This is a genomic window from Aerococcus urinaeequi (genome assembly GCF_001543205.1).
In the GTDB taxonomy this organism is placed as follows: Bacteria; Bacillota; Bacilli; order Lactobacillales; family Aerococcaceae; genus Aerococcus; species Aerococcus urinaeequi.
In genome coordinates this window covers 1,415,900-1,439,326 of the sequence record NZ_CP014162.1, presented here as the reverse complement: position 1 = coordinate 1,439,326, position 23,427 = coordinate 1,415,900, and the positions used below count along the sequence as shown (strand labels likewise).

Annotated in this window: 16 protein-coding genes, 2 tRNA genes and 2 rRNA genes; 7 read left to right on the top strand and 13 right to left on the bottom strand. The window is 41.4% G+C overall.

Annotated features, from left to right (window positions below; translation table 11 throughout):
* Positions 1-2 precede the first annotated feature (2 nt).
* The 6 genes from AWM74_RS06545 to AWM74_RS06520 form a co-directional block, all read right to left on the bottom strand.
* Positions 3-2,906, bottom strand: a 23S ribosomal RNA gene (locus tag AWM74_RS06545).
* Positions 2,907-3,090: 184 nt separating this feature from the next.
* Positions 3,091-3,163, bottom strand: a tRNA-Ala gene (locus AWM74_RS06540).
* A 46-nt stretch (positions 3,164-3,209) separates the two neighbouring features.
* Positions 3,210-3,283, bottom strand: a tRNA-Ile gene (locus tag AWM74_RS06535).
* A gap of 94 nt (positions 3,284-3,377) precedes the next feature.
* A 16S ribosomal RNA gene (locus AWM74_RS06530) occupies positions 3,378-4,927 on the bottom strand.
* The 16S and 23S rRNA genes sit together here with 2 tRNA genes alongside, the layout of an rRNA operon.
* Before the next feature lie 572 nt (positions 4,928-5,499).
* Positions 5,500-6,444 carry an aldo/keto reductase gene (locus AWM74_RS06525; RefSeq protein WP_026465689.1) on the bottom strand — a complete coding sequence of 315 codons (945 nt, stop codon included), beginning with the start codon at positions 6,442-6,444 and terminating at the stop codon, positions 5,500-5,502.
* Positions 6,445-6,561: 117 nt separating this feature from the next.
* Positions 6,562-7,374 carry a DUF1189 family protein gene (locus tag AWM74_RS06520; protein WP_026465690.1) on the bottom strand — a complete coding sequence of 271 codons (813 nt, stop codon included), beginning with the start codon at positions 7,372-7,374 and terminating at the stop codon, positions 6,562-6,564.
* A 156-nt stretch (positions 7,375-7,530) separates the two neighbouring features.
* Here AWM74_RS06520 and proC point away from each other — a divergent pair, with 156 nt between their 5' ends.
* Together proC and AWM74_RS06510 are read left to right on the top strand one after the other, a co-directional pair.
* The gene (gene proC, locus AWM74_RS06515) at positions 7,531-8,340 is read left to right on the top strand and encodes a pyrroline-5-carboxylate reductase (protein WP_051218190.1); all 810 of its coding nucleotides are present in this window, start codon (positions 7,531-7,533) and stop codon (positions 8,338-8,340) included.
* A 138-nt stretch (positions 8,341-8,478) separates the two neighbouring features.
* Positions 8,479-9,552 (top strand): FUSC family protein, encoded by a 1,074-nt coding sequence (locus tag AWM74_RS06510; RefSeq protein WP_236702826.1) that lies wholly within the window; start codon positions 8,479-8,481, stop codon positions 9,550-9,552.
* Positions 9,553-9,969: 417 nt separating this feature from the next.
* Here AWM74_RS06510 and pulA read toward each other — a convergent pair whose 3' ends face one another.
* The gene (gene pulA, locus AWM74_RS06505) at positions 9,970-11,958 is read right to left on the bottom strand and encodes a type I pullulanase (RefSeq protein ID WP_026465693.1); all 1,989 of its coding nucleotides are present in this window, start codon (positions 11,956-11,958) and stop codon (positions 9,970-9,972) included.
* Between the two features lie 219 nt (positions 11,959-12,177).
* On the bottom strand, positions 12,178-13,443 hold the full coding sequence (locus tag AWM74_RS06500; protein ID WP_026465694.1) for a hypothetical protein: 1,266 nt from the start codon (positions 13,441-13,443) through the stop codon (positions 12,178-12,180).
* Between the two features lie 190 nt (positions 13,444-13,633).
* Here AWM74_RS06500 and ntdP point away from each other — a divergent pair, with 190 nt between their 5' ends.
* Positions 13,634-14,176, top strand: coding sequence for a nucleoside tri-diphosphate phosphatase (gene ntdP / locus AWM74_RS06495; protein WP_003141245.1), 543 nt, complete (start codon positions 13,634-13,636; stop codon positions 14,174-14,176).
* A gap of 175 nt (positions 14,177-14,351) precedes the next feature.
* Here ntdP and mutY read toward each other — a convergent pair whose 3' ends face one another.
* The gene (mutY, locus tag AWM74_RS06490) at positions 14,352-15,590 is read right to left on the bottom strand and encodes an A/G-specific adenine glycosylase (protein ID WP_060774348.1); all 1,239 of its coding nucleotides are present in this window, start codon (positions 15,588-15,590) and stop codon (positions 14,352-14,354) included.
* Between the two features lie 60 nt (positions 15,591-15,650).
* The gene (gene recX, locus AWM74_RS06485; RefSeq protein ID WP_026465696.1) at positions 15,651-16,808 is read right to left on the bottom strand and encodes a recombination regulator RecX; all 1,158 of its coding nucleotides are present in this window, start codon (positions 16,806-16,808) and stop codon (positions 15,651-15,653) included.
* A 164-nt stretch (positions 16,809-16,972) separates the two neighbouring features.
* Between recX and AWM74_RS06480 the strand changes: the two genes are divergently transcribed.
* Positions 16,973-17,170 carry a hypothetical protein gene (locus AWM74_RS06480; RefSeq protein WP_003141241.1) on the top strand — a complete coding sequence of 66 codons (198 nt, stop codon included), beginning with the start codon at positions 16,973-16,975 and terminating at the stop codon, positions 17,168-17,170.
* A 49-nt stretch (positions 17,171-17,219) separates the two neighbouring features.
* A complete protein-coding gene (locus tag AWM74_RS06475; RefSeq protein ID WP_026465697.1) occupies positions 17,220-17,468 on the top strand; it encodes a DUF2922 domain-containing protein in 249 nt (82 codons plus the stop codon).
* 567 nt (positions 17,469-18,035) lie between these two features.
* Here the strand turns inward: AWM74_RS06475 and AWM74_RS06470 are convergent.
* The 3 genes from AWM74_RS06470 to galE all read right to left on the bottom strand — a co-directional run bounded on the left by AWM74_RS06470 (position 18,036) and on the right by galE (position 20,481).
* Complete coding sequence (locus AWM74_RS06470; RefSeq protein WP_003141237.1) at positions 18,036-18,290, bottom strand: helix-turn-helix domain-containing protein; 255 nt, start codon at positions 18,288-18,290, stop codon at positions 18,036-18,038.
* A 182-nt stretch (positions 18,291-18,472) separates the two neighbouring features.
* Complete coding sequence (locus AWM74_RS06465) at positions 18,473-19,132, bottom strand: LysM peptidoglycan-binding domain-containing protein (protein ID WP_026465698.1); 660 nt, start codon at positions 19,130-19,132, stop codon at positions 18,473-18,475.
* 332 nt (positions 19,133-19,464) lie between these two features.
* Positions 19,465-20,481: a UDP-glucose 4-epimerase GalE gene (galE, locus tag AWM74_RS06460; protein ID WP_026465699.1), complete on the bottom strand. Its 1,017-nt coding sequence runs from the start codon at positions 20,479-20,481 to the stop codon at positions 19,465-19,467.
* A gap of 373 nt (positions 20,482-20,854) precedes the next feature.
* Here galE and AWM74_RS06455 point away from each other — a divergent pair, with 373 nt between their 5' ends.
* Entirely contained in the window at positions 20,855-22,102 is a 1,248-nt protein-coding gene (locus tag AWM74_RS06455; RefSeq protein WP_026465700.1) for an MFS transporter, read from the top strand.
* Between the two features lie 290 nt (positions 22,103-22,392).
* A complete protein-coding gene (locus AWM74_RS06450) occupies positions 22,393-23,259 on the top strand; it encodes a prephenate dehydrogenase (protein ID WP_026465701.1) in 867 nt (288 codons plus the stop codon).
* Positions 23,260-23,427 lie beyond the last annotated feature (168 nt).

Genomic DNA, 23,427 nt, shown 5'->3' with positions numbered 1-23,427 from the left:
CATTGGATAAGTCCTCGACCGATTAGTACTAGTCCGCTCCATACATCGCTGCACTTCCACTTCTAGCCTATCTACCTGATCGTCTCTCAGGGGTCTTACTATCTTAAAGATATGGGAAATCTCATCTTGAGGAGGGCTTCACGCTTAGATGCTTTCAGCGTTTATCCCATCCACACATAGCTACCCAGCGATGCTCTTGGCAGAACAACTGGTACACCAGCGGTGTGTCCATCCCGGTCCTCTCGTACTAAGGACAGCTCCTCTCAAATTTCCAACGCCCGCGACGGATAGGGACCGAACTGTCTCACGACGTTCTGAACCCAGCTCGCGTACCGCTTTAATGGGCGAACAGCCCAACCCTTGGGACCGACTTCAGCCCCAGGATGCGATGAGCCGACATCGAGGTGCCAAACCTCCCCGTCGATGTGAACTCTTGGGGGAGATAAGCCTGTTATCCCCAGGGTAGCTTTTATCCGTTGAGCGATGGCCCTTCCATGCGGAACCACCGGATCACTAAGCCCGACTTTCGTCCCTGCTCGACTTGTAGGTCTCGCAGTCAAGCTCCCTTCTGCCTTTACACTCTACGAATGATTTCCAACCATTCTGAGGGAACCTTTGGGCGCCTCCGTTACATTTTAGGAGGCGACCGCCCCAGTCAAACTGCCCGACTGACACTGTCTCCCGACCGGATTACGGTCGCGGGTTAGAGTGGCCATGTCACAAGGGTAGTATCCCACCAGCGCCTCCACCGAAACTAGCGTTCCGGCTTCAATGGCTCCTACCTATCCTGTACATGTCACACAGACACTCAATATCAACCTGCAGTAAAGCTCCATGGGGTCTTTCCGTCCTGTCGCGGGTAACCAGCATCTTCACTGGTACTACAATTTCACCGAGTCTCTCGTTGAGACAGTGCCCAAATCGTTACGCCTTTCGTGCGGGTCAGAACTTACCTGACAAGGAATTTCGCTACCTTAGGACCGTTATAGTTACGGCCGCCGTTTACTGGGGCTTCAATTCGTACCTTCGCTAATGCTAAGCACTCCTCTTAACCTTCCAGCACCGGGCAGGCGTCAGCCCCTATACGTCATCTTTCGATTTAGCAGAGACCTGTGTTTTTGATAAACAGTCGCTTGGGCCTATTCACTGCGGCTGACCAAATGGTCAGCACCCCTTCTCCCGAAGTTACGGGGTTATTTTGCCGAGTTCCTTAACGAGAGTTCGCTCGCTCACCTTAGGATGCTCTCCTCGACTACCTGTGTCGGTTTGCGGTACGGGTTGTTTGTATCTAACTAGAAACTTTTCTTGGCAGTGTGACGTCAGCAGCTTCGGTACTATATTTCCCTCCTCATCACAGCTTGTCTTTAACACGAAGCATTTCACTCTGTGTCAGACTCACTGCTTGAACACGAATCCAATAACGTGCTCTGCTTAGCCTCCTGCGTCCTTCCTTTGGTCAAACAATACAAACAAGTACAGGAATCTCAACCTGTTGTCCATCGCCTACACCTTTCGGTCTCGGCTTAGGTCCCGACTAACCCTGGGAGGACGAGCCTTCCCCAGGAAACCTTAGTCATACGGTGGACGGGATTCTCACCCGTCTTTCGCTACTCATACCGGCATTCTCACTTCTAAGCGCTCCACAAGTCCTCTCGATCTTGCTTCTCTGCCCTTAGAACGCTCTCCTACCATATCCATGCGGATATCCACAGCTTCGGTGTTCAGTTTAGCCCCGGTACATTTTCGGCGCAGGGTCACTCGACTAGTGAGCTATTACGCACTCTTTAAATGATGGCTGCTTCTGAGCCAACATCCTAGTTGTCTAAGCAACCCCACATCCTTTTCCACTTAACTGAAACTTTGGGACCTTAGCTGGTGGTCTGGGCTGTTTCCCTTTCAACTACGGATCTTATCACTCGCAGTTTGACTCCCGGATTAAAATATTTGGCATTCGGAGTTTATCAGATTTCGGTAATCCTAGATGGACCCCTAGATCAAACAGTGCTCTACCTCCAATATTCATCATCCGAGGCTAGCCCTAAAGCTATTTCGGAGAGAACCAGCTATCTCCAAGTTCGATTGGAATTTCTCCGCTACCCACACGTCATCCCCGCCTTTTTCAACAGACGTGGGTTCGGGCCTCCAGTGCGTTTTACCGCACCTTCACCCTGCACATGGGTAGGTCACTTGGTTTCGGGTATACGACTACATACTCGACGCCCTATTCAGACTCGCTTTCGCTATGGCTCCGTTTCTTCAACTTAACCTTGCATGCAATCGTAACTCGCCGGTCCGTTCTACAAAAAGTACGCCATCACCCATTAACGGGCTCTGACTGCTTGTAAGCGCACGGTTTCAGGTACTATTTCACTCCCCTTCCGGGGTGCTTTTCACCTTTCCCTCACGGTACTGGTTCACTATCGGTCACTAGGGAGTATTTAGCCTTGGGAGATGGTCCTCCCGGATTCCGACGGAATTACACGTGTTCCGCCGTACTCAGGATACAGACTAGCGTTATTGATCTTTCGTCTACGGGATTGTCACCCTCTGTGATTGGCCTTCCCATGCCATTCGACTAAATCTTTAACTACATATCGTCTGTCCTACAACCCCAAAGAGCAAGCTCTTTGGTTTGGGCTCTTTCCGTTTCGCTCGCTGCTACTCAGGAAATCGAATTTTCTTTCTCTTCCTACAGGTAATGAGATGTTTCAGTTCCCTGCGTCTTCCTCTCAAACTACTATGTATTCGTAGTTGAGTAATTGCCTATCAAAGCAATTGGGTTTCCCCATTCGGAAATCTCCGGATCAAAGCTTACTTACAGCTCCCCGAAGCATATCGGTGTTAGTCCCGTCCTTCATCGGCTCCTAGTGCCAAGGCATCCACCGTGCGCCCTTATTCACTTAACCATTGGTTAAGTTGTATGATTCGCGAAAAGTAATTTGCTTACTTTTATTGGTTTTTTACTCTTGGTAAAATTGGAATTTCTTATATTAATTATCTCCTGGTAGAAAATAATTAAATAAGAGGTTTATTACTTACAGTATTCAGTTTTCAAAGAACAAAATGGCAACCTAATTTTAATGGTTGCTATGGAGAATAGCGGGATCGAACCGCTGACCTCCTGCGTGCAAAGCAGGCGCTCTCCCAGCTGAGCTAATCCCCCATGGCTGGATATATTTATATATGTATTTCTTATTCCATTTCTGGAATGGGCCTGAATGGACTCGAACCATCGACCTCCCGCTTATCAGGCGGACGCTCTAACCAGCTGAGCTACAGGCCCGATTGGCTTCCATTACTATAAAAATATAGTATAGACCTCTCAAAACTAAACAAAGAAGAATTGAACCTATTGTGTATTCCGTTATATTCCTTAGAAAGGAGGTGATCCAGCCGCACCTTCCGATACGGCTACCTTGTTACGACTTCACCCCAATCATCTGTCCCACCTTCGGCGGCTGGCTCCATAAAGGTTACCTCACCGACTTCGGGTGTTACAAACTCTCGTGGTGTGACGGGCGGTGTGTACAAGACCCGGGAACGTATTCACCGTGGCGTGCTGATCCACGATTACTAGCGATTCCGGCTTCATGCAGGCGAGTTGCAGCCTGCAATCCGAACTGAGAATGGCTTTAAGAGATTTGCTTGCCCTCGCGGGTTTGCGACTCGTTGTACCATCCATTGTAGCACGTGTGTAGCCCAAGTCATAAGGGGCATGCTGATTTGACGTCATCCCCACCTTCCTCCGGTTTGTCACCGGCAGTCTCATTAGAGTGCCCAACTAAATGCTGGCAACTAATAATAGGGGTTGCGCTCGTTGCGGGACTTAACCCAACATCTCACGACACGAGCTGACGACAACCATGCACCACCTGTCACTTTGTCCCCGAAGGGAAAGCCCTATCTCTAGGGTGGTCAAAGGATGTCAAGACTTGGTAAGGTTCTTCGCGTTGCTTCGAATTAAACCACATGCTCCACCGCTTGTGCGGGTCCCCGTCAATTCCTTTGAGTTTCAACCTTGCGGTCGTACTCCCCAGGCGGAGTGCTTAATGCGTTAACTGCGGCACTGAAGGGCGGAAACCCTCCAACACCTAGCACTCATCGTTTACGGCGTGGACTACCAGGGTATCTAATCCTGTTTGCTCCCCACGCTTTCGAGCCTCAGTGTCAGTAACAGACCAGAATGTCGCCTTCGCCACTGGTGTTCTTCCATATATCTACGCATTCCACCGCTACACATGGAGTTCCACATTCCTCTTCTGTACTCAAGTTTCCCAGTTTCCAATGACCCTCCACGGTTAAGCCGTGGGCTTTCACATCAGACTTAAGAAACCACCTGCGCTCCCTTTACGCCCAATAAATCCGGACAACGCTTGCCACCTACGTATTACCGCGGCTGCTGGCACGTAGTTAGCCGTGGCTTTCTGATAAGATACCGTCAAGACTGTAGCAGTTACTCTACAATTTGTTCTTCTCTTATAACAGAGTTTTACGACCCGAAGGCCTTCTTCACTCACGCGGCATTGCTCCGTCAGGCTTTCGCCCATTGCGGAAGATTCCCTACTGCTGCCTCCCGTAGGAGTTTGGGCCGTGTCTCAGTCCCAATGTGGCCGATCACCCTCTCAGGTCGGCTATGCATCATCGTCTTGGTAGGCCGTTACCCCACCAACTAACTAATGCACCGCAAGGTCATCTATAAGTGACAGCAGAGCCGTCTTTCAATCTTCTTCCATGCGGAAGAAGATATTATGCGGTATTAGCACCCGTTTCCGAATGTTATCCCCCGCTTATAGGTAGATTCCTTACGTGTTACTCACCCGTTCGCCGCTAACGTCAGAAGTGCAAGCACTTCATCTGTTCGCTCGACTTGCATGTATTAGGCATGCCGCCAGCGTTCGTCCTGAGCCAGGATCAAACTCTCATGAAAGATTTTCATGAGCTTGATTGCTCATTAAAGTTTGCTGACTTATTTATAGTAGTTCTCACTACTTTTAATTGTTGGAATCAAATGATTCCATACACAATTTTTGGTTTGTCTTCTTTGTTCAGTTTTCAAAGGTCTATTTCGTCGCCTTGCAGCAACTCGTATATCATATCATCTTCATTCAAGAACTGTCAAGCGAAACTTTCAAAAAGTTTTTCAACATTTTGTTGAATACTTGTTTCCTTAATGAAGCGACTTGGTTATCTTACCTTACTAATTGACGTCTTGTCAACAAGTAATTTAAGAAATATTTTTGTCTGTTTTGAGAACTAAAATAGCGCTCCCGACAACTACTTAACAATACCATGATATAAATCAGAATGTCAATAAGTATTTTTCAAAAATATTTGCTCGAAATGTCCCTCTCAGAACTATTTCCGTAACAAGAATTATAGCAAGTATTCTATTTCTATACAAGCGCAAATTAAATAAAAATCCAAAAAAATTGTTTATTCAAATAATAAAAGAACGCCAACCCTTGATAGATTTGCGTTCTTTTATTATTTTTATGCATTTTACGGCAGTCTATTTCCTGCACTCTGATAGATTTCATACCATTCTTGACGGGTAAATTGAATATCGCTCGCTTTGGCATAATTTAAAATCCGATCGATATTGGTAGTTCCTAAGACAACTTGAGTATTCCCTGGAATTCTGAGTAACCATGCAATAGCTGCAGCTTCATTGTCTAAACCATAACGGCCACCGATTTCGCTTAGCTTATCATTCAAGTCTTTATAGGAAGAATCGCTGAATATTACCCCATTTTCTCCTTGAATTGGTGACCAAGCTTGGATTGCCATATCATGCAGCCTTGCATAATCGATTAGTTCCCCACCACGGTTCACCCCTTCGTCAGCTTTGGTATTTACACTGAAACCATAATCAAGCGCCAGTGTGTGGGCTGGAGATAATTGGATTTGGTTAGCAACTAAATCTTGTTTGACATATTTCTTCAATAGATCAACTTGAATTGGCGTATGGTTACTTACACCGAAATGTCGAACTTTACCGCTCGTTTCCAATATATCGAAGGCTTCTGCGATTTCTTCTGGTTCCCATAGAGCATCGTTACGATGTAATAGTAGAATGTCTAGATAATCTGTTTGTAGTCTTTCTAAAGATTCATCTACCGATTGTAAGATATGCTCTTTTGATAAGTCGAAGAAATTTTGTTCGTTATTGTTATAGGTTCCTGGTAGGTAAATACCTACTTTAGACTGCAGAATGATATTTTCTCTTGGGATGTCTAAGCCGGCAAAGGCTTGGCCGAATAATTTTTCCGCCCCACCTCTTTCTCTTGCGTAAATGTCTGCGTGGTCGAAGAAGGTTAATCCTGCGTCATAGGATTGTTGGATTAAGTCTTGGACTTCTTCTACTGATTTACCTTCAATCCGCATACAACCTACTGCTAGATTGGGTGCTGTTAAACCATTTTGCCCTAATGAGATATGTTTCATATATTTACCTCCGATTCAGTTTGAGAAAACGTTTTCTTGTTACTGGTAAAATTATACTTGTTTTCTGGTCAAATGGAAACAAAAGCATCTGTTCCATCGAAATATCTGGTCCCAGACTTAAATGGTGTCTGTTCGGATAAATTTTGTTTGTCGGTAGGATAGGCAGAGCATGACAATCGTCCCAACCCATAAGATGGGGATCATCACACTGACACTTGTGGTATAAAAGCCGACAATAATGGCGATAATTGCAGGTAATCCCATGGCGGTTGCGACCATGCCTAAACAGTATTGGAAGGAGAATAAGTCATGGAATTTGTGTTTTTGTAAAATATTCAACCGTGAAACAATAATCATTAAGCCCCCTAAACCAAGAATAAAGATGGTCAGCTGACGGGTCATGACCAGGATCTGCTTACTTTGGGTATTCACTTCCGTTTGATAGCTGACCCTTAAACTTTCGATAAAAGTCGCATTATCAGTCATATAGTCATTCAAGTCTAATGGTAGATTAGCTGTATAGCGCGTATCTTGGTCTGTTTGATACACGAATTGGTCTTGCAGGATCAAGAGCAACTTGTCAGTCCCCTTTAAATAGCTGTCTAAATTATCTGCACTGGGGAAAATGACTACTTGTAATTGGCCACCGTCAATAACAATATCCGACTTGTCTGATAGAAAGGCACCATTATCATAGGTAAAATTCGATAATTCGCTGACTGTTTCTTCTGGGATAATGGTCTGTAATTCTTCAAAGGCATTATTAACTGTCCCGTCTTCAACGGGCTCGAAACTTCTGGCAAAGGGCCAGGTCATGATAATCGACCAGACAACCATTACAAGGATTGACTTCCACCAGGTCATTAGGTGACGGTGGTAGAAGATATTAGCTGGACTGAACATGTCTTTCACATAGTGTATTGGAAACATTTAAATGAATCGCTCCTTTTTAGTGGTGACTCTATTATAACTGAACTTGGCTTTAACTAGGCAAGCTTTTACTTTGTCGTGTAGTGGCGGAACTTATGCTAAAATGAAAGTATTCTAATGTACAAAATTTTCAGTTAAAGAAGGAAGGCACAGTATATGAGACAAATAGATAAAAAGATTGCCATTATCGGACTAGGCAATATGGGAACAGCAATTTTAAACGGCTTGGTACAATCGGACGAGATTGATAACCAACTGATTGCTGGTTCACGGGCTAACCCTGAAAAAGCTGAAGCGGACTCAGCTAAGTATGGTTTCGCCATTTTGACAGATAATAAGGAGGCGGCTAAGGACGCGGACGTGGTTATCCTTGCGGTAAAACCTTATTTAATCAAGGATGTGGTGGATGAAATCAAACCAACACTCACTGCGGAAACGATTGTGATTTCGGTTGCGACGGGCTACAGTTTGGCGGACGCAGCTGTACAGCTAGGGGATTCTGCGAAATTCGCTCGGGTAATGCCTAATATTCCAGCGCAAGTTGGGGAAGGAATTTCCGGTGTTGTCTACAATGAAAACTTATCGACAGTGGATAAGGATTTAATTATGCAAATTCTCCATACTTTTGGGTCAGCGGAACAGTTGACCGAGAACCAGTTGGACGCCTTTACAGGGATTGCAGGTTCGAGTCCAGCGATTGTCTTCATGATTATTGAAGCGATGGCGGATGCTGGTGTGGCAAAAGGATTAACTAGACCTCAAGCCTTATCCTTTGCAAAACAAGCGGTTAAGGGGGCAGCTCAGTTGGCGATTGAATCGGACTTACACCCTGGCGCTTTGAAGGATGCGGTCTGTACACCAGGTGGAACAACAATTGAAGAAGTTCGTACTGCTGAATCAATGAACCTGCGCTCAACAATTATCGAAACGATGATTGCGGGTATTGAAAAGTCGGAAAGTTTATAATTTGTGTAAATTGCTGAAAACTTGCTTTTATTGCTAGCTTTCAGGGCCATTGCCTAGTAATATGGATAGTTGAAGAGATACTACAAAATGATGAAGAACATTAAAAAGGATTGAATAAAAATGAAACTTGGTGCCAGGATGTTTAAGACAGGTCTTGGGGTAATGCTCAGTATTTTAATTGCTGACTGGTTACCCTTTGTTGAACCTGTCATCCCTGCCTTTACTGCCATCATCGGTTTACAACAAACTGTTAGAGGATCTATCGATACCTTCTTCAACCGTGTTATGGCGGCGATACTTGGAGGTATCGTTGCTGTAGTCATGGTGAACTTTTTCGGTAATTCCCCTATTATTATCGGAGTGACCGTGACGATTTTTATCGGGATTTTGCGGGCTTTAAATATGGCCAACGTTATCACCTTAGCAACCATTACCCTTGTTGTGATTATGCTGCGCGACCAAGATATGATTATCACCTCTGCCATCGCCCGTGTGGTTGAGTCATTACTTGGGGTGACCGTTTCCCTATTAGTAAACGTCTTTGTTTTGCCACCTAAATACGACGCCATTCTATACGAAGAAGTCAATAAAACCTCTAGTGAAATCTTAGTGCGTTTAAGAGCCATTCTTCGCAAAAACGGCGAATACTCTACCCTAACCTCAGATATCGCCTGGGCAGAAAATCGTATCGCACAAAGTCACAGCCTATACGCACTCCTAAAAGATGAGAACGTATGGTCTAAACGAAAACTACCCATGTTAAAACGAAAACTCGTTGTTTTCCGGGCTTTAATCGTTTCACTAGAACAAGCACTGGCCTTATTATCCGTCTTACATACCCATACCAATGTCATGTTCCAATTACCAGAAGAACTACGGATCCAAATCCGCGAACGGATTGAAACCCTATGTTCAGCCCATGAACAAATCTTCTTGAAATTTGACGGTCGAATCTCACCTTTAGAAGTGAACTTCTTCCAGCCAACTCAAGTTTACCGGCAAGACTTAATGGACTCTATTTTCGAATACGCAGCCATTAAACAAACCGCCACCCAAGAAGAATTCGAACGATCAAACGCCTTAATGTTGATCACCGGCCAATTGGTATCTTACGAAGAGTCATTAATTAAACTAAACACCCTGATTCGTTCATATAGAATCCACCATGACGAAGACGAATACCAAGCAGACTCACTAGAAGGCATCGAATAACTCACATGTCACAAAAACATAATATGCGCCATTTCAAAAGGAGAGGTCGAGACAACAGTCTCAACCCCTCCTTTTTTTGAATGTGCAGTTAATTTATTAAGTCCGCTTCAACACAGCTACCAATTGTAGCAAGTTGGCATACTAGTAAAATAAGTGGTTATTAAGTTCAAAACTATTATTAATTATGCAAATTCGAAATACTTTAGAAAGGCCCGCGATAATTAAGGTCACGCATCGAATCATAGGTGCTTTTATCATGAAATGCACCAAGATAACTAGTAGCCTCATTCTACTGATTTTAGACAAGCGTATAACTTACTTTATTTCTTTAATAGCGTTCACCTTTATATGATTAGTAGCCATGTTAGAAAAGGGCACATTCTAGAGGCAAGACTGGAGCTTTTCTATCATTAACTATTATTCCACTCTTTCTAAAATCAAGGTAGAAAGAATTGGTACATTAACATCCTCATTACCTTTGATTAAATCCGCAAAGTCATCGCCAACCATTTTGTTATCGCGGGCAATTGGTCGCCAGCCACCTTCTGGTATCCATACTTTTACATCATTCAATTGGCCGTTAAAAATCACTACTAATTCATGTCCTAGGCCGTGGTAATGCACGCCTATGATTTGGTAGTCTGACTTAATCACGGTTACATTTTCAAAAAATGTTTGCTGGTTTTTCTCTGTAAAGAATGGGTATTTCTTCCGCAATGCCAATAACCCCTTAAAGTAGTTAACTGCATCATAATTTGAAGCCATTAAATCCCAGTCCATGCAGTTGATTTCGTCACCTGAGTTATAGGAATCTCTTACCCCATGCTTGGTCCGGAAGAATTCTTGACCAGAATGGAAGAACGGAATACCGGCTGACAAGGCGATAATCGAATTCCCTAATAGTTGTCGTCTTTTACGCAGTCTGACTGGTTCTTCACCGTGAGACAAGGCAATTTTATCCCGTAAAGTATAGTTATCATGCACTTCAATATATTGGATTAGTTGTTGGGCTTGGGTCACGTTGGCATCACGTTTTGACAAGTTACCCCCGCCTAAGAATGATGCAAGGACGGCTTGTTCTGTCATAAATTTACCCGTGATAAAACCTGGATCCGTTGCGTCCCCGTAGTCCGATCCACGTACTTGATCGCGGAGTTGGTCATTAAAGTAAGAAATACGAGGGGTTTTATAAGCATTACGAAGGATAGCCTTTTTGTCAGAAGATAAAAGGGTCTCTAGGTCCCAACCTTCACCATACATTAAAATGGATGGATCAATCTTATCTAGGGCTTCGCGGATTAAATTCAGGGTTTCAATGTCGTGAAGGCCCATTAAATCGAAGCGGAAACCATCAATATGGAATTCTTCAGCCCAGTAAGTAATGGATTCGATCATGTAACGGCGGAACATCAAACGAGTTGAATCCGTCTCATTTCCTACACCTGACCCATTCGATAAATCGCCATTTATGTTGTAGCGGAAATAGTAGTAAGGAACAGTTAGACCAAGCGGATGACGTTCATGTTCATAAACATGGTTGTAGACAACGTCCATCACGACGCGAAGTCCTTTGGCATGCAAGGCTTGGACCATTTCCCGCATTTCTTTCAATCTGGCTACTGGATCTCTAGGCGACATTGAGTAGGAACCCTCTGGCACATTGTAATGCATGGGGTCATAGCCCCAGTTGTAATTATCTGGTCGATCAGACAATTCATCGACCGTTACAAAATCAGCCATTGGCATTAACTGCAGGTGAGTAATCCCTAAGTCGGCAATATAATCTAAACCGGTGGCAAATTCGTTGGCTGTTTTAGTGCCACTTAGCGCAAGGCCAGCAAATTTACCGCGTTTTTCCTTGGGTACACCCGAATTGATATTGGAGGTCAGGTCCCGGACACTTGCTTCATAGATGATGGCATCACGTGCGTTAGCAAACGGTGGGCGTTTGTCATCTTCCCAGTCATCTGGGTAACCTTCATCTAAATCGACAATGACAGAACGGGCGCCATTAACGGTAACGGCTTGTGAGTATGGGTCTTGGGTGATTTCAACGGTGGAATTAGGGAAGAAAATCCGGTACATATAAGGAACATTTTTGTAATCACCTTCTAAACGAACGACGTAGGTACCAGTTTCTAGTTCTTCTTCCATCTGGATAGCTTCATATTCGTCAGACGTGTCCGATTTGTATAAGAGTAATTCAACATCAATCGCTGTTGGGGTCCAAATACGTAAGAGCGTACTGGTTTTTGAGTAAGAGTAGCCGAGAAATCCGTCATAGTAATAAGCCTTATCAAAAGCATCCGACTCCATGGTTTCGCGCATGCGCAGACTAATTAATTCAGGATCTGCCGTTTCAATTAAATCAAAAATCTCTTGGATAGTTGCAATATCTTTTGCCATAATTGCCTCTTTTCTTCAGCTCGAAAAATGTCTGATTTACATTAAGTTTATCATCTTTATTTTATCGACTTTCCTCCTAAAAGACTACAAAAAACACCCTAAAAGGTGAATTCCCGTCCATTCAGTACAATATCACCATTTTTTGGTTATATCAGTGAATGTGGGTGCCCTTTTAAGGTGTTTTATCTTGTTATATTACTTGAAATCATGCTGAATTGATTATTCTGAAACAGATGTTTCATCTGAAGTAGATTCTTCTTCAATAACACTCTCTTGAGATGTATCAGCTGCTTCACTTGATGATTCACTTGATGATTCACTCGACTCAGACCAACCGTAATCAGGTTCTGGTTCAGAGTAGTAGTAATCTTCTTCAGCCGCCGCTTCTTCTGCTGCAATTGATTCTGAAATATATGCCGCTTCAGCTGCTGCCGATTCTTCCGCTGCGATTGATTCTGATTCGGCAATAGAAGCATTTTCAGCATCGATTGATGCTTGTTCTTCTGCTGCAATTGATTCAGCTTCTGCATCTAATGATGCTTGTTCTTCCGCTGCGATCGATTCTGATTCTGCTTGAGCATCTAGTTCCGCTTGCATTTCAGCAACGTCTTCATTTGCGCCGTCATAACCATCAGTGGCATTGATTTGCGTATCTTCAATTTGGGCCATTAAAGTGTTAGCCATTAATTGACTCGCTTCTTCAGAGAAACCTTCATCTGTAAAGCTATTTTCAAGGTTTAAGCTTTCTGAGTTATTACGTGCTTCGCTGTAAGCAGTGTTGACATCATAAACATTGTAGCCTGCTTCTTGCATAGCTGATAAAGTGTTGTCGTTATAAGTTACGTAGTCTTCGTCTTCAGACATTTCTTGACTTGAAGCTGGGTATTGCGCAAAGACGATTAAGGCAGAAGGCAAGTCCATACGAATGGTATTGAATAATTCTTCAATATTCGCTAAATGGTCTTCTTCAGAGATTTCAGCTTCATAATCTTCTTCTACGAAAGTTGGGATAATCAGTAATTGTGGGTTGGCTTCAGTTAAGTTACTAGAGTATTGTTCAACTGCTTCGGCGGAAGTAATTTCTGTCCAGTCAACTGAGTTAACACTTGTGTCGTCAAAGCCAATTTCATTTAAACGGTCACTGATAGTTGTTGTCCAAGCTTCTTGGTCTGCTTGGGTACGGGCAATTGAGATGGTTGGCACTTGTTCTACACTTTGCAGGTAGTATAAGTAATGAAGCGCTGTTGTTTCCCCGCGGTTGTCCGTAAATGCTTGCACCATATCTTCTGCATTATATTCTTCTGGTGTTGATGGTGCTGTTTGGTTCATATCTACAGACATTGAGGAAAATGTGCTGGCTTGGTCCGCTAACATATTTTGTTGGCGTGAGCGATAAACAAAATAGCTACCTCCCACTAATACCAATGAAATGACAATAAAGACTGCTGTCAAGACCATTTGGTTTCTATTTGATTTTCTATTCATGCTTGAGCTCCTTTATGCAAACTTTTCCCATTGTTTATTCTATCATATAACAAAATGAAGCCAAACTGAATTAAATCTTTTAGGTTTTTTTAAGAATATGAGAGTAGGCAATTAGCCTACTCTTTCAATTTTCATTATGATATAATATTTTATGTTACAACCTAGCTAGGTGTAGAAAGTAGGTTTGGTGATGAGAAACCCTAAAGAAGGTGAATTCATCACAGTCAAAAGCTACAAGCACGATGGTTCCTTACATCGCACTTGGCGAGATTCTATGGTTTTAAAAACAAGTGACCAAAGTATCATTGCTTGCAATGACCATACCTTGGTTGTTGATTTTGACGGTAGACGATGGGTGACTAGAGAACCCGCCCTACTATATTTCCATAAGCACTATTGGTTCAATATTATTACAATGATTCGTCCGAACGGCATATCTTATTATTGTAATTTAGCATCCCCTTACGTATTGGATGATGAAGCCTTGAAGTATATCGATTATGATTTAGATATCAAGATTTTTCCTGATGGTAAGCGGAAGTTGTTAGACGTAGATGAATATAAAGACCACCGTCAATTGATGGGGTACTCGTCTGATATCGATGCTATTTTAAAAGATAACGTTCAGGAACTTGTACGTTGGATTAATGAGGAAAAAGGGCCTTTTTCTAAAGAGTATGTAGATATTTGGTACGAACGCTATTGTCAGTTAAGTCACAAACGCAAAAAATAAATCATAGTAATAGACCATATGTAGATAAAGACTGTGGTGAAATAAAAGTGATGTGATTTTAAGCAAGCGGTGTGGGCCCTGGACCAACACCTATAAGACTTCATCCATCCTGAATATTCACGACAATTTAAACAAATGGCTACGACAGCAAAAGTCGTAGCCATTTGTTTTTTGATTATTTAATATTGTGGTGATTGTCTTTTTGATAATCTTCATAAGCTTGCCAGACTTTCATTTGCACAGTTGGAAAGGCATAATCTTCAAATTGATGGGGCGCTACCCAGGCATAATCCGCCTCGCCAGAGGTCATCATATCGTTGATTTTCTTTTCGTCCACAGGCTTTAATTGCCCGTAGGTTAATAGGATATGCCAAATCAAATGGGTGAAGACATGTTTGACTTGGCCGATTTCTTTACGCATGAATATTGGCGAAATGCCATAAGCTTCCTGAGTTTCAGCTAGTAAAAAGGCTGTTTTCTCATTTGCAGGCAGATCTTGATTGGCACTTGTACCCAAGTTGATTAAAGGCACTGTCCACAAGTTATTCAACAATTTGTGTTGCGTCCTTTTCTCAATCAATACTTGTCCTTTAGCATTTTGTAAGATAAGGGCCTGATAATACACGGGTTTGGCCTTGGCTTTCTTACTTTTAACCGGGTAGTTGTCGGTGGTCGCGGTCAGGGTTGCCATTGTGAAATCGCGCAAAGGCGACAATTCGGGCATGGCTTTCTTCGGCGTTTCAAATGATGAACCGAGATCCATGATGGCCTGGTTGAAGTCTCCTGGACGGTCGGGATCCACTAAATATTGGCCTACCGCTTCAAAAATCTTCCGGTTGGCTGGCTTTTGAATGTCTGCATTGATCATAAACAAGCGAGAAATGACCCGCATGGCGTTGCCGTCGATAGCTGGCACGGGGATACCAAAGGCGATAGACCCGATGGCACCTGCTGTATAAGGCCCAATCCCCTTCAACTTTTTGATGTCAGCTAAATTATCTGGAAAAATCCCGTCGTGGTCCGCCATGATTTGTTGGGCCGCTGCCTGCATATTGCGGACTCTTGAGTAGTAACCCAAGCCTTCCCAAACTTTCAACAATTGGTCCTCTTCTGCTTCCGCTAAAGCTTTGATGGTCGGAAAAGCAGACAGAAAGCGGGCGTAATAGCCAATCACGGTATCTACCCGAGTTTGTTGCAACATAATTTCTGACACCCAAATCCGGTATGGGTCCTTAGATTCACGCCAAGGTAGACGGCGACTTTCCTTGTCATACCAGTCTAGAAAAGTCTTTCTAAAGTCCTGGTTGGTAACTGGTCCCCAAACTTGAACACCTTCAATTACCGGCCCCAAGTCTTGGATAGCCGACTCATTCATATATAAAGACAGGTCGATATCTTGATTTACTTCAGTCACTACTATGCTTGCTCCTCTATTTTTGTTATATATATTTCTCGTATTTACCTATTATAGCATTTACTCATTTTCTTCCTCGTAAATCTCAAGCGCTTGATTAATTAATTCTGACGGATACCCCTTATTGTAGAGCATCCCTTTCACTTTAAAGGTCAATTCTCGGCCCGAAAGTTTCTTATACCGGCGCATATATTTTTCCAAGTCTTTCTGTAAGACAGCCAATTCCTGGTCCTCATCATGGTAATGATCAGCCAGTTGCTGCATCAAGTCTTGAATCAAATCACTGTCAAAACCCTTTTGCACCAAGTATTGTTTGGTCTTTTGACTAGCATTTCGGTGCGACGCTTTTCGCAACTGCTTGTGAAAGTATTTTTCCGCAATCGCATAAGCATTTTCAACCTCAGTATCCCGGTCATATTCATTCATGGACTGTTCAATTTCATCTTCCCCAAGCCCCTTATTTTTCAACTCCCGAGCAATCACATTCGGTCCTTTTTTATTGATATTCATAGCCGTACGCGTATAGGCCTGACCGAACATAGTGTCATCGATCAGCTTGACCTCTTTCAATTTAGCAACCGCCTTCTCCATCACCTCAGGCTCAATTTCCTCCTCAGTTAACTTAGCCCGAACTTCCTTTTCAGACCGTAACTGGTGGCTCAAAAACCGGACCGCAAGCTGGTAGGCATAATCTTCCTTATCAATTTGCTGGATATCCGCAATAAAATCCTTATCCAACACCTGTCCCTTATGCAAGGCAAACTTGACCAAAGTATTCTCACTGACCCCAAAAGCGAATTGACCCTTAATATAGACATTGAATCGCTTCTTATTCTTTTTCTGAACCTCAATCAAAGTAATTTCCCCAGCAACTACCTCATCTTCCGAAGTTTCTGCCGGTAATTCCCCCTCTTGAAAAAGGGGGTTCGCTTTTTGAGCTCGCAACCCTTCAGCTTTGGCTAGTAAATCAGAGGCTAAGTTATCGGCAGTTGAAGCAGAATCTTCAATATTCGCTGATGTTTGATGACGGGGCGTTTGTTTAACCCTTGCTTTTTTCTGGTAACTAGGGGATTGTCCCCCTTCACTAAGGCCATTATCTGAATGTTTTTCCCTTGTATAAGAGTCTTGCTTACTTTTTTTATCGACCGCTGCTTTTGACGATTGCTTTGTATTACCAATGTCAGACAGCTTCATGGGGCCTCGTTTTTTTCCAGTCATGCACGCTTCCCTCCTCAAAAATCCTTGTATATCTATATATTTTAGCACAGTAAAAGTTTTGGCAACAATTTCCGCTATTCCCTTGTCACTTTTCTCCTTGAGGTCGTTCTTATTTGTGTAAGTCATCCGGAGGGCTTACAAAACAAAACTTGGAGGGAATACCTATGAAAAACTTTGAATCTGCCAAATTAGAATTAACTTACTTGAACGTGGAAACGGATAAAGAAACACGCATTACTTTAAATGGTTTAATTGAAAACCCAGATACAGATAAAGTAAATGCTTTAGCACTTGCACTTTCTGACTTAATCGAAGACGCCTTTACAGGTGCCGAAGCAGTTGAACGCTACACTGTTGCCTAGTCACTAATAAGCCATTTACATGTCCCTATTGTCCTAAAGGAGGATTCTTATGATTGAAGAAACGAATGTATTCGAATTAAAGTTTAAAACTGCTAACAACAAAACACGTACTGTTACTATTAAAAATCCTAAAGCAAACTTAGATGCTGCAACTGTAGAAGCAACCTTAAGTGCTTTTATCGCTTCAGACGCTTTTTTGAACGAAGAAGGTTACAAAATCTTCCACTCAGCTGTTTCAGGACGCTATGTTAACCGTCAAGTTCAAGATATTTACACAACAGAACCAGTAGAAGCATAATCACACCGCAATAATACGAGGCTTGGGCAATTTGTCCAAGTCTCTTTTTTATACGCTAATTTTTATTGAATAATTTCTTTGATATTCTATTTTTGTTCAGCTCTTACCCCAACGTTCATCTCTGAACAACTTTTGTCGCACCGCCAGCTTATGGGTCAGCCTCTCTTTTTCACTGCTCAGTCATGCTAGGAAAGCTCCCGCCTATGGCTATAACAAAATCGTGCTAATAAATTGCTAACATTTACTAGTTATCCAAGTTTGCATCCTACTAATCGAGTTGTTCTTAATTGTTAACCACAGGTGATTTTTGAACACAAAGTTATCAATACTATTATTCTCAAGTAAACTGATGACCAGCATAAAAGCTTTACTTATATAAACCAAATTGGCTAAATATTAATTACTTGAAATTGAAGATACAAAAAAATCTATGTGATTGAGCGATCTAAGCTAATCACACATTCAAAAATATAAATTTTGGATATAAAAACAGCCGCATTCGTTCGTGGAACTTCAGGGCCACAAACGAATACGACTTTTCTAAGTTATTCTATTAATCAGACAAGATTATAATTCAACTTTAACAACTAGGTTTCCGCCAACAGCGTCAACGATTTCTTGTAACGTTGCTAATGAAATGTTTTGTTGTCTTGATTCTACACGTGAAATGTAGCTTTGTTTACGTCCAGAGATTTCAGCTAGACGCGCTTGAGAAATACCGCGTTTGCTACGAATTTCTAAAAGGATCTCTGCTGCGTTTTGTGTTGCTTTTTGACGAGCCGCTTCGCGTGGCTGTGCATTCGCAATTTTTAATTCTTCCATGTTCAGCCCTCCTTACTTACTATATATTATACTACAAATTATTTGATATGAGTTATAAATTACTTATAAATCTGACCTATACGAAAAAATTACCTACATAAGAATACAACTTTTTCACTATAATTGCTAGTAAATTCGACCGAATACTCCGTTTCTTACGAACAAACTCACATAAAATTCACTTATTGTATACGAACTACTTCACCAGGGGTCACTGAAGCTTCTGTTTTACCGTTCAATGATAGAAATTCATCCAAGGTTAAACCGTTATTGGTTGCAATTCGGTACGCATTATCACCTGATTGAACTGTGTACGTGCCAGCTGTATCTGTCTGACTACTTTCACTAGAGCTGTCATCTGATGATGAAGATGATGACGATGAGCTAGCACTTGAAGAAGTCGATGACGAAGATGATGAAGAACTAGATGATACACTTGGTGCTGTATAAGAAGGATCATTTGATCTTGATTGCGCTAATGATGCTGAATTCGCTTCATATTCCGCTGTTAAACTTGCTAAATCTGTACTGTAATCCGCATCTTTGGTTAATTCCACTGATGTTGCAACTGAAGTGTCTTCACTTGAAGTGATACTTGAATCGCCCAGAGATATACCAGAACCATTCCCATTAGTTGTTAACGGTTCTGCTGAATAATAATCAGAACCACTTAATGGTTGTGAATCCACTTGTACACCTAAAGGATTTCCTTCTTCAGCAGATGCTCTCCACGGAATAATCATCAACACTATAGCGGCTATCACAATGCCCACAACCGTAAATTGAGTTGATCGAGATTGTGCCTGCCACTTTTCTATAAATTCACCTAGCCATGCTGGCATAGTATTTTCCCCACCTTGTAAAAAGAAATTATGTGGTCAAATGTGCTGTAAAAATTCTACACACCTTTTACCACATATCGTATACGCTTAAAATAAGTTAATCCCAACTATAATGCGCACATTCAAAAATAAACGCCATAATCCTAAAGCATTTGCTTCATATTATAGCATAAAATACCCATACAATTTAACTTATAGATTACCCATAGATTGCAGTTGTGTTACAAAAAATCAATAATTCCAATTAACAGAATATAACTATTACCTCCTCTTCGCATAGCTAAAAAAGAAGCCTACGAATTTCTTCGCAAGCTCCCTTTAAATTTATCTAATTAGTCCTGTTCATAACCGTTTGGATTATTTGATTGCCATTTCCATGAATCACGGCACATATCTGCTAGATCATGTTCTGCTGTCCAGCCTAATAATGCTTTAGCATAAGATGCATCTGCGTAATTCGCAGCAACATCACCTGGTCGGCGGTCCACTAATTCATATGGCACTTCGACCCCATTTTGTTCCACAAATGTGTTAACTAAGTCTAAGACCGAATAACCAATACCGGTACCTAAGTTAACTGTTTCAACACCTTCATGTGCTAGGGCATGTTTAATTGCAGCAACATGTCCTTTTGCTAGATCAACTACGTGAATATAGTCACGTACACCAGTACCATCATGCGTAGGATAGTCACTACCGAATACTGATAGGTGGTCGCGTTTACCAATAGCTACTTGAGTAATGTAAGGCATCAAGTTATTGGGAATATCTGTTGGATCTTCTCCGATTAAACCTGATGCATGCGCACCAATTGGATTGAAGTAACGTAAAATCATGATTGACCACTGATCATCGGCCACAGCTAAATCTCGTAAAATTTGCTCATTCATGACCTTAGTATAACCATATGGGTTAGTTGCACTTGTTGGTAGGTCTTCAGTTAATGGTGACTCGTTATCCATACCGTAAACAGTAGCAGACGAAGAGAACACAATTTTATGCACATTAAATTCTTGCATAACTTCTAGAACTGATACCAATCCACCTAGGTTATTATCATAATATTTAATCGGTTTAGCAACAGACTCACCTACTGCTTTAAAGGCTGCAAAATGAATAACCGCTTCAATATCTTCGACTTCAAAAATATGTGTTAAAGCTTCCTTATCTAGAACATTTGCCTCATAAAAACGTGGACGCACACCAGAAATTTCTTCAATTCGCTCCAAAACAACTGGTTTACTATTTGAGTAATCATCCACAATTACGACATCATATCCAGCTTGGATTAATTCAATTGTTGTGTGGGAACCGATATAACCAGTACCACCAGTAACTAGAATAGCCATCTAAACTCTCCTTTTATCCTACAGTTTATTAAGTAGTTTGCTTCTAGGATTTCTATTATTTAGGTCTATTGTATCATAATGGCAAAATAGAAAAATATTAATAATATGATAAATTTCATTAAAAATGACTCGATTTAAAATATATCGATTACAAAATAGACAATAAATGCAATTTTTATAAATGCTAAAAAGGATTTTTCGTTAGTAGAAAAAAGTTGAAAAGATACTATATAACGGTGTATAATTAAATTATATTAGAAAATATTTCACAAGCAAGAGAAGTCCAATGTGCAAAAATAACAATTTTTGTGCACTGGTTTTTTCTTGCTTTAATTTCTGTCTAAATCAACTTTATAAATATAGGAGGAAATGAATGAAAAGTAATAAGATGTTTTATGGTTGGAAAATAGTAATCGGTGCGGTTTTAGTCCTGGCGGTTACTGGACCAGCAGGTGTTGCAATCGCAAATATTTATCAAAATTCTGTCACAGATGCTCTAAATATCTCTAGTAGCCAATTCTCAATCTCTAATACTTTAATTTTAAGTGTTTCAGTCCTATTGTCATCTTGGGTATCAGGCTTACTCGCAAAAAACTTCAAAAAAGTATTCTTAATCGGTTCACTTATCTATGGTTTAGCTTACATGGCATTTGGCTTAGTAACGAATGTCTGGATGTTTTATCTATTGTCTATCGTTGTAGGTTTTGGTTTCTTAACTAGCTCGGCTATGGCTATGTCCATTTTAATATCCACCTGGTTTGTTGAAAAACGTGGTTTAGCTTTATCTATTGCCCTTGCAGGTTTAGGGGTTGGAGGGATTATATGGAGCCCCATCGTGACGAGCTTAATTAACGCTATTGGTTGGCGTGCTACTTATATGACATATGGTGCCATTATGTTAATCATTACTTTAGGTATTGGCCAATTCATTTTCGTTGCGAAACCTGAAGATAAAGGACTAGAAGCTTTAGGTGCTGATAACTTAAATAATCATCATGACCATGATGTTGAATTAAATGCCCGCGTACCATTCACCATGCAAGAATCATTACGTAAGCCATTCTTCATTTTATTACTATTAGGTGCTGTATTTGTCGGCCTAGCTAACAACGGTGGTTTAGGTCAATTCCCCCCATTCATGCAAAGTTTACATGGTGCACAACAAGGTGCTGCAATCATCTCTATTTATTCTGCTGTTGGTATCTTAGGTAAATTATCTATGGGTGTTATTGCAGATAAACTTGGCACTGTTATAGCAACCATTTGGTCATCTATCCTGTTAGCAATTGCTTATTTCTTAGCAGCTAATACGACCTCTTATGGCTTTGCAATCCTATTAGCAATCTTATTTGGTTTAGGTAATGCAAATGGTACAGTACTTGCACCTTTATTAATCTCTGCAATTTTCCCAGCACAAACTTACCCTCGTGTATTCGGCTTAGTAAACCAGTTCTTATTCTTAGGGATGATGTTTGGTTCATTAATGGCTGCATCAATTGCAGAAGCAACTTCATATACTTTAGCTTGGTATATTTTTGTTGCAGTATCACTCGCAATAATCGCATTATGGGGTGGTGCTTATCTACTTGCTAAAAAAGATTTCAAAGTTATCAAAAAATAGTTTGACTTGAAGTGACAAAAAATGCAATAATATAAATAGAGTAGATATGTCGCGTACGTATTCATCTCAATTTATTTACGACTGCCAATGCATCCCACTGCATTGGCTTTTTTTATCTTTAAAATAGAGTTGAAGTCAGATTAACCACTTGTATTTTCTTTTTTTATATACGTTAATGTGTAAATTATGCAATGTTTACCTTATATTTTCCAGAGAAAAGCTAACAAATGTATAAGTCTACATGTTATCATGGGATAATAAAATATGAGAGAACAGTTAGGAGTATCGAGATGAAGATTGGGATAGTAGGATTAGGTGTAATTGGTGGTTCGTTTGCGGAGGCGTTACAAACTGCAGGTTATCATGACATCTACGGGATTGATAGTAACCAAAAAACGCTTGATACCGCAGTTGAAATGGGCTTGATTAAGAAAGGTTTTCTAACTGGTGAAAACATCTTAGGTCAAGTGGACCTGACCATTATGGCCTTGTACCCGAAAACAGCTGTGCAATTTATTGCAGCTAACCGCGACTTCTTTAAAGATGGTAGCGTCTTAATGGATACAACGGGAACGAAAGAGAACTTTATGGCCGAGCTGGCGACCGTATTACCGGACAATATTGAAGTTGTCTACACCCACCCTATGGCAGGTCGTGAGAACCGAGGGATTGCCTACGCACAAGGGTCGGTATTTCAAGGCGCTAACTTCCTGATCACGCCAACTGAAGCCAATAATGAAGATACTTTGGGCAAAATAGAATCCCTAGCCACTGAGATTGGTTTCGGTAAAATCAACCGCGTTTCAGCTAGCTTCCATGATCAAATGATTTCATTCACTTCACAATTACCGCATGCCATTGCGATATCATTAATGAATTCAGACCATGAAAAACGCGAAACTGGAAAATTCACTGGTGACTCTTATCCAGAATTAACAAGGATTGCTAAAATCAATGAAGATCTTTGGAGTGAGCTCTTTATTGATAACAAAACTTACCTCTTACAATCTATCCAAGACTTTGAAGTACAACTTAATTTGATTAAAGATGCTATCAAAACAGATGATCGCGAACAATTGAAAGACCTATTTAGACACTCCACTTCTAATCGTTTGAAGTTAGAAGCCGAAATGGATGAAAGGAAAAGACGAGGGTAAGAGCGAAACCGCTAAGCTCAACAATGTTGGAAAACTAAGGCCGTATCACGCAAAGTGTAATGCAACTTAGTTTGAAGCAGACTTGAGCTGGTTGAGCGAACCCGACTAGAGGGTGTAAAAGTCGACTTACCCTCTTTAAAGATTACTATTTATTATCCAGAGACGTGA

Excerpts from the sequence above, each read along its gene's own strand:
- AWM74_RS06480 (WP_003141241.1), top strand. The coding sequence starts at position 16,973 with ATGAAAAACTTTGAATCTGCCAAATTAGAATTAACTTACTTGAACGTG.
- AWM74_RS06520 (WP_026465690.1), bottom strand. The coding sequence starts at position 7,374 with ATGTTTCCAATACACTATGTGAAAGACATGTTCAGTCCAGCTAATATC.
- pulA (WP_026465693.1), bottom strand. The coding sequence starts at position 11,958 with ATGGCAAAAGATATTGCAACTATCCAAGAGATTTTTGATTTAATTGAA.
- ntdP (WP_003141245.1), top strand. The coding sequence starts at position 13,634 with ATGAGAAACCCTAAAGAAGGTGAATTCATCACAGTCAAAAGCTACAAG.
- AWM74_RS06455 (WP_026465700.1), top strand. The coding sequence starts at position 20,855 with ATGAAAAGTAATAAGATGTTTTATGGTTGGAAAATAGTAATCGGTGCG.
- recX (WP_026465696.1), bottom strand. The coding sequence starts at position 16,808 with ATGACTGGAAAAAAACGAGGCCCCATGAAGCTGTCTGACATTGGTAAT.
- AWM74_RS06465 (WP_026465698.1), bottom strand. The coding sequence starts at position 19,132 with ATGCCAGCATGGCTAGGTGAATTTATAGAAAAGTGGCAGGCACAATCT.
- AWM74_RS06450 (WP_026465701.1), top strand. The coding sequence starts at position 22,393 with ATGAAGATTGGGATAGTAGGATTAGGTGTAATTGGTGGTTCGTTTGCG.
- proC (WP_051218190.1), top strand. The coding sequence starts at position 7,531 with ATGAGACAAATAGATAAAAAGATTGCCATTATCGGACTAGGCAATATG.
- AWM74_RS06510 (WP_236702826.1), top strand. The coding sequence starts at position 8,479 with ATGTTTAAGACAGGTCTTGGGGTAATGCTCAGTATTTTAATTGCTGAC.
- AWM74_RS06475 (WP_026465697.1), top strand. The coding sequence starts at position 17,220 with ATGATTGAAGAAACGAATGTATTCGAATTAAAGTTTAAAACTGCTAAC.
- AWM74_RS06500 (WP_026465694.1), bottom strand. The coding sequence starts at position 13,443 with ATGAATAGAAAATCAAATAGAAACCAAATGGTCTTGACAGCAGTCTTT.
- AWM74_RS06470 (WP_003141237.1), bottom strand. The coding sequence starts at position 18,290 with ATGGAAGAATTAAAAATTGCGAATGCACAGCCACGCGAAGCGGCTCGT.
- AWM74_RS06525 (WP_026465689.1), bottom strand. The coding sequence starts at position 6,444 with ATGAAACATATCTCATTAGGGCAAAATGGTTTAACAGCACCCAATCTA.
- galE (WP_026465699.1), bottom strand. The coding sequence starts at position 20,481 with ATGGCTATTCTAGTTACTGGTGGTACTGGTTATATCGGTTCCCACACA.